Consider the following 6,283-nt stretch of genomic DNA (forward strand, 5'->3'; position numbering starts at 1 on the left):
AGATGGATAGATGAAACATTTAACTTTATGGCATACAAATGATGTTCATAGTCACTTGGAACATTGGCCACGTATTTTTAATTTCTTAAAAGAGAAAAGAACGACTGCAGAGAAAGAAGATAAGTCGGCGCTCTTTTTTGATATTGGCGATTTTATGGACCGGGTTCATCCGCTTACTGAAGGAACGAACGGGCTTGCGAATACGGACTTACTCAACCAGTTGCCGTATGATGCGGTGACTTTTGGTAATAATGAAGGAACGACTTTGGCACATGAAGATTTGGAAAATTTATATAAGCATGCGACGTTTCCAGTGGTTTGCTGTAATTTTTACGCGGATAAAGAACGAACGAAGCAGCCAGACTGGGTGAAGTCGATTGTTTATAAAGAAATAAATCAAATTAAAATTGCTATTATTGGTGCGACGGCGCCATTTCAGGAATATTATGAGGCAATGGGCTGGGGTGTTGAAGAGCCAATCAGTTCGATAAAAAAACAAATTGCTGGTTTGGAAACAGATACAAACTTGGTCATTTTGCTTAGCCATCTCGGTTTGCCAACGGATGAACGAATTGCTCTTGAAATTCCCGAAGTAGATGTAATCTTGGGCGGACATACGCACCATTTACTCGAAACTGGGAAAGTGGAGGGGAACGCGTTACTTGCTGCGGCGGGAAGATGGGGCGAACATATCGGGCAAATTGATATTGAGCTAGATGACAATAATCAGCTAATCTCGAAAACGGCAACCACATTTAAAACAGAAGATTTGCCGGCTGCTCCAAATGAAGCTAGTGAAATTCAAGGTTTCTTTGATAAAGGGCGCGCAGAACTCTCTGAAAAAGTAGTTGCGATTCCCGGGAAGTTAGCGCATAATTGGTTTGATGACTCCGAAATTGCGCACATTTTGAACGAGGCTGTTTGTGAATGGACTGGTTCGGAAACGTTTGTGATGAACGCGGGCATTTTTATGACAGATTTTGAAGCGGGAATTGTAACGGATTTTGATATTCACCAAATGTTACCTCATCCGCTCAACGCGATTGCTTTAACGATGACGGGCGAGGAGCTCGAGATACTGATTGACGGCATTTACCGAAAAAAAGCGGAACTGCAAGATATTCCACTTAGAGGATTCGGCTTCCGCGGCGAGTATTTTGGTACTGTTTTGATGGACCGAGCTGGTTTTGACGCGGAAAATCAAGTGGCTCTTTTTGATAATAAACCAATTGATAAAACACGGGAATACCGGATTGCGACGCATGATACGTTTGTATTCGCGCCATTTTTTCCGATAGTGAAGCAAATTAAACGAAAAGAAGTATATACACCGGAATTACTCCGAGATATTTTAAAATGGAAACTCAAAAAAATGTACGGACAGGAGGAAGACAAGTGACGATTACGATTCAAGATTTAAACTACGAGATTATCACCAATTATCGCGATGCTTTTGACGAGGAAAAGTTAAACGAACGGTTTAGCGATATTCTTGGGCGCTATGATTATATAGTAGGTGACTGGGGTTACGATCAACTTCGGCTGAAAGGCTTTTTCGAAGACGACAACCGCAAAGCCGCGTATGACAACAAGATTAGCACATTGAAAGAGTATATTTATGAATACTGCAATTTTGGTTGTGCTTATTTTGTTATTAAAAAAGTAAAATAGTAAATGAGGTAGTTTGGAATTGAAGAATTATAAAGCGTATTTAATTGATTTAGATGGCACGATGTATCGCGGGGCAGAAGTTATTCCTGAGGCGATCATTTTTATCGAAAACTTAAAACGTGCGGGGCTTCCGTATTTATTTGTAACAAACAATTCAACAAAAACACCTGGGCAAGTAGCAGAACATTTAACTGGCATGGGAATTCAAGCTGTAAGTGACGATGTTTTCACGACTTCCCAAGCAACCGTACAATTTATGCTAGAACAAAAACGTGAAAAATCGGTTTACGTTATCGGTGAACGTGGAATAAAACAAGAACTAACGGATAATGGATTTGAAATAACTTCTAGTAATCCGGCGTTTGTTGTTGTGGGACTTGATCGAGAAGTTGATTATGAGAAATTTTCGAAGGCAGCACTTGCGGTTCGCGGTGGTGCAATGTTTATTTCGACAAACGGCGATGCGGCAATTCCAACTGAACGTGGTTTGCTTCCGGGAAATGGTTCGATTACATCGGTTGTTTCCGTGGCGACAGAAACCGCACCAATTTTTATTGGAAAGCCGGAATCGATTATTATGGAGCAGGCACTTGCAAAACTCGGCGTCCATAAAGACGAAGCAATCATGGTTGGCGACAACTACGAAACTGATATTATGGCGGGAATCAACTACGGCATGGATACATTAATCGTCCACACCGGCTTTACCTCCAAAGAAGCACTACTTACAAAAGAAATCCAGCCTACATATGCTGTAACAAAGCTAACAGATTGGAAATTTAACTAGAAGAGCGGAATTTTTCTGCTCTTTTTTTAATAAGTGGGAGGTTAGGAAATGGTCTCAATTCAAAAAGTAACCAAAGACAATTTTCATGAAACGGCGAAATTACAAGTGCATCCTCATCAAAAAACATTTGTCGCAGAAAACTGGTATTCCATTATTGAAGCAAGTTTTGAAGAAACGTATCATTCGCTTGTTATTTATGCGGACAATACGCCCGTAGGCTATGCGATGTACGGAAAAGATACGGAAGACGGCGAGTTTTGGCTGGTGCGTTTTATGACTGGAAAAGAGCATCAAGGCAAGGGCTACGGCGGGGATGCGTTAGAACAAATTATCGAGATGGTGAAAAACTTACCAGAAAAGCCAGCGCGACTGCGTTTATCTTATGAGCCAGATAACCATGTTGCAGAGAAATTTTATGCGAAATATGGTTTTGAGAAAACAGGTGAAATTATCGACGGGGAGGCAGTTGCTGACTTGTGGTTCAAACGCTAAAAACGGGTATAGAATGAGGACAAGGAGGATGCAGAATGGATGTTTTTAATGATTTTTTTGTGATATTTTTAATTGCAGCGACCGCGTTTTTCGTGGCAAGTGAATTTGCTATTGTCGCAATTCGAAAACCTACTGTCCTCCAGCTAATAGCCTCAGAGGACCCGCGAGCGAAATATGTAAAAAAAGTTACTTCTAATATGAATGATTATTTGGCTGCCTGTCAGTTAGGGAATACACTCGCCGCGCTTGCTATGGGGTGGGTTGGTGAGGCAACAATGCGTGGTTGGTTAGAGCCATTATTTTTAATGTTGCCAGTGCCAGAATCAGTTGAAAAGCCGATTTCGATTTTTGTTTCGTTTATTTTAATTACTTTTTTAAATGTCGTTCTCGGGGAACTTGCGCCAAAAACTTTTACAATTCAAAGCACGGAAAAAGTAGCGCTGTTTATCGCGCGTCCGCTTGTTTATTGGTACCGCCTGACTTTTCCGCTTAATTGGCTGTTAAATAACTCGGCAAATTTAATTACGCGGATGTTTGGGGTAAAGCAAACGATTGATGCGGACCAAATGACACCGACTGAACTTAAAATCATTTTTGAAGATAGCTATAGACAAGGGCTTTTAAATCCACAAGAATTTCGCTATATGAAAAATATTTTTAAACTTGGCGATGTGCCGGCGAAAGAAGTGATGATACCGCGAATGTCGGTGATTGCGATTGACCAAACGGCGACAGTGCGAGATTTGTTGAAATTAACGTCTGAGCATACATATCATATTTTTCCAGTAACTGAAGATGAAGACAAAGATCATATTATTGGGATGCTCCGGGTCAGCGCAGTGATGGCTGGGCTTGGCAAAGATGAAGCGATTGTCACGCAGTCGATTAAACCTTTTATTACGCCAGTTTTAGAGGTATTTGAAGGGACGATTTTAGAAGAATTACTTGTGAAAATGCAGCAAGAAAGTGAGCCGTTTGTTGTTTTGACGGATGAATATGGCGGGACTTCCGGGATTGTGACGCTGGAAGATGTGATGGAAGTGATTGTTGGTGATATGGAAGAAGCAAAAGGGCCAAAAGGGATTCGCAAAGTCGCGTTAAATCATTTTATTATTGAAGGGTCTGAGCCGCTCCTTGAAGTGGAGGAAGCGCTTGGGGTTCCGATTGAAGGGCCGGGTGTTCATACGTTATCGGGGTGGATGTTGCTCGGACGGTTTGATCTAGAGGCGGGTGACGAGATTGAGCATGAAGGATATCGCTTTATTGTACGCTCGATGAATAAAAACTCGATTCGCCAAGTGGAAGTGAAATTAAGCAAACAAAAACCAGTAAAATCGGAGGAATGACCTCTAGTTTTACTGGTTTTTGTTTAATTTACGATGTCGTCGTGATAACTATGAGCGAGGCGACTTGCGGCAGCCGCAGCGATGGCGCCGACAATGTCATCAAGGAATGTGTGAACGGCGATACCATCGTGTTCATTTAGTTTTGCGAGAATTCCAGGTTTTACTTTATCGATATAGCCGTAGTTGGTAAATCCAATCGAGCCATATACGTTGACGATGGAAAGTGCGAGAATCTCATCGACTCCGTACAGCCCTTCATCGGCGCTAATGATATTTTGAAGTGGTTGGACGAGTTCGCCTTTTTCGGCCATGACATCAAGCTGTATACCGGTTAAAACTGCATTTTGAACTTCCCGTTTGCGAAGAACATGCTCGACATTTTGACGACAGATTTCTAATTCTAACCCGGGATGGTATTTTTGTTGTAAAAATAATACGAGTTCGGCGATATCGTCAATTTCTACACCGCGTTCGATGAGCCAACTGCGCGCTTTTGATTCCAAGGCACTTTGTTTTTCTACCATTTTTCTTACCTCCTTAAAACTGTATGTATATTGTATGATAGACGTTTACAGGATTTCTAAACCTTTTTATACAAAAATAGCGACCGATAGTTTGGCCGCTAAAATATTTGTTTTAAAAAACCTGAACAACTTCTTTAAAGCCGATGATTTTTTCTGCTAAAGTTAATTCAATTCCCATTTTTAAAGTCATATCAGAACTGGGGCAAGTTTCGCATGCGCCAAGTAGTTTAATTTTTACGATACCATCTTGCGTGACTTCTACAAGTTCATAGTCCCCGCCATCACGAACTAAAAATGGACGGAACTTTTTTAAAGCTTTATCAACTTCGGCGTAACTAATTTCTTCCATGGGGTATAGTTCTCCTTTCGTGAGGCATTGTTATATTTTCTATTATAACAGGATATGGGGAAATTTAAAGAAATTAAATTGGGTTTTTCTGAGGTCGAAAGTAGTGCAATAGGAAGTAATTACCAAACAAAAACTCTCTTATCCAATTAATAAGAGAGTTTTCGCTGTTTATTTTAACTGTTTTTCTTAGAGATAGAGTAAATTCCTAAGAGAACGAAACATGTACCAACTAATCCGAACAATATACTATCTTGTTGATTATCGCCGGTTTTCGGTAATTTTGTTTGTTTTTTGATTGTAGTTACTTTACTTGCTTTTGGTTTGTTTACGCTAATTTTAATAGGTGTTTTATCCTCTTTTTTAGGATCGTTTTTTTGTTTAACATATACAAAGGTGACTGTTTGAGCATCCGTTGTAAATACACCATTAGCGTTGGCTGGTATGGCTGTTAGCTTCCAACCACTCAAGTTTTTAGCTGTTGCCGCGTAAGATGTATCTAGTTTACCGTTCAATGTATCTGGAGTAGCTAATTCGTTGCCGTCCGCGTCGACATATTTTACGGTAACGGGAGCGCCATCCGCTTTTTCGTAAACATAAGTGACTGTTTGATTAGTGTTCGTAAATACGCCATTAGCGTTGGCAGGAGTAGTTTTGACTACCCAACCAGAAAGACTTTTAGCTGTGGATTGGTAAGGAGCATCGATTTTGCCGTTCAGGGTGTCAGAAGTAGCTAGTTCGTTGCCATCGCCGTCAAGATATTTCACAGTAACGGGAGCGCCATCTGCTTTTTCATACACATAAGTGACTGTTTGGTTAGTGTTTGTAAATACGCCATTAGCGTTGGCAGGAGACGTTTTGATCGTCCAATCAGTGATGCTTTTGGCTGTAGATTGGTAAGGAGCATCGATTTTGCCATTCAGTGTGTCGGAAGTAGCTAGCTCGTTTCCATCGCCATCGACATATTTCACAGTAACAGGAGCACCGTCCGCTTTTTCATACACATAAGTGACTGTTTGGTTAGTGTTTGTAAATACGCCATTAGCGTTGGCAGGAGACGTTTTGATCGTCCAATCAGTGATGCTTTTGGCTGTAGATTGGTAAGGAGCATCGATTT

At 40.9% G+C, this 6,283-nt stretch carries 8 protein-coding genes; 5 read left to right on the forward strand and 3 right to left on the reverse strand.

The annotated features are described in order from the left end of the window. Positions 1–10: 10 nt before the first annotated feature. The 5 genes from HCX62_RS12270 to HCX62_RS12290 are packed head-to-tail and all read left to right on the forward strand — an operon-like array spanning position 11 to position 4,296. A complete protein-coding gene (locus tag HCX62_RS12270; protein WP_185639262.1) occupies positions 11–1,399 on the forward strand; it encodes a bifunctional metallophosphatase/5'-nucleotidase in 1,389 nt (462 codons plus the stop codon). After that, positions 1,396–1,671 carry a YutD family protein gene (locus HCX62_RS12275; RefSeq protein WP_003722426.1) on the forward strand — a complete coding sequence of 92 codons (276 nt, stop codon included), beginning with the start codon at positions 1,396–1,398 and terminating at the stop codon, positions 1,669–1,671. The genes HCX62_RS12270 and HCX62_RS12275 overlap by 4 nt, the downstream gene beginning before the upstream one ends. Before the next feature lie 19 nt (positions 1,672–1,690). Beyond that, positions 1,691–2,458 (forward strand): TIGR01457 family HAD-type hydrolase, encoded by a 768-nt coding sequence (locus tag HCX62_RS12280; protein ID WP_185392273.1) that lies wholly within the window; start codon positions 1,691–1,693, stop codon positions 2,456–2,458. Positions 2,459–2,506: 48 nt separating this feature from the next. Beyond that, positions 2,507–2,950, forward strand: coding sequence for a GNAT family N-acetyltransferase (locus tag HCX62_RS12285; RefSeq protein WP_008948651.1), 444 nt, complete (start codon positions 2,507–2,509; stop codon positions 2,948–2,950). 35 nt (positions 2,951–2,985) lie between these two features. Beyond that, a complete protein-coding gene (locus tag HCX62_RS12290) occupies positions 2,986–4,296 on the forward strand; it encodes a hemolysin family protein (RefSeq protein WP_185639263.1) in 1,311 nt (436 codons plus the stop codon). Positions 4,297–4,319: 23 nt separating this feature from the next. Here the strand turns inward: HCX62_RS12290 and HCX62_RS12295 are convergent, their stop codons facing one another. The 3 genes from HCX62_RS12295 to HCX62_RS12305 all read right to left on the reverse strand — a co-directional run. After that, positions 4,320–4,820, reverse strand: coding sequence for a phosphatidylglycerophosphatase A family protein (locus tag HCX62_RS12295; protein ID WP_003722422.1), 501 nt, complete (start codon positions 4,818–4,820; stop codon positions 4,320–4,322). 112 nt (positions 4,821–4,932) lie between these two features. Next, complete coding sequence (locus HCX62_RS12300) at positions 4,933–5,169, reverse strand: NifU family protein (RefSeq protein WP_008948649.1); 237 nt, start codon at positions 5,167–5,169, stop codon at positions 4,933–4,935. A gap of 173 nt (positions 5,170–5,342) precedes the next feature. Beyond that, the coding region (locus HCX62_RS12305) for a MucBP domain-containing protein (RefSeq protein WP_185639264.1) at positions 5,343–6,283 on the reverse strand (941 nt) is incomplete at its 5' end.

This window comes from Listeria swaminathanii, from assembly GCF_014229645.1.
In the GTDB taxonomy this organism is placed as follows: Bacteria; Bacillota; Bacilli; order Lactobacillales; family Listeriaceae; genus Listeria; species Listeria swaminathanii.

What these genes read in the sequence shown, in the direction of transcription:
- HCX62_RS12270 (WP_185639262.1), top strand. Translation starts at nt 11, where the DNA reads ATGAAACATTTAACTTTATGGCATACAAATGATGTTCATAGTCACTTG.
- HCX62_RS12285 (WP_008948651.1), top strand. Translation starts at nt 2,507, where the DNA reads ATGGTCTCAATTCAAAAAGTAACCAAAGACAATTTTCATGAAACGGCG.
- HCX62_RS12295 (WP_003722422.1), bottom strand. Translation starts at nt 4,820, where the DNA reads ATGGTAGAAAAACAAAGTGCCTTGGAATCAAAAGCGCGCAGTTGGCTC.
- HCX62_RS12290 (WP_185639263.1), top strand. Translation starts at nt 2,986, where the DNA reads ATGGATGTTTTTAATGATTTTTTTGTGATATTTTTAATTGCAGCGACC.
- HCX62_RS12300 (WP_008948649.1), bottom strand. Translation starts at nt 5,169, where the DNA reads ATGGAAGAAATTAGTTACGCCGAAGTTGATAAAGCTTTAAAAAAGTTC.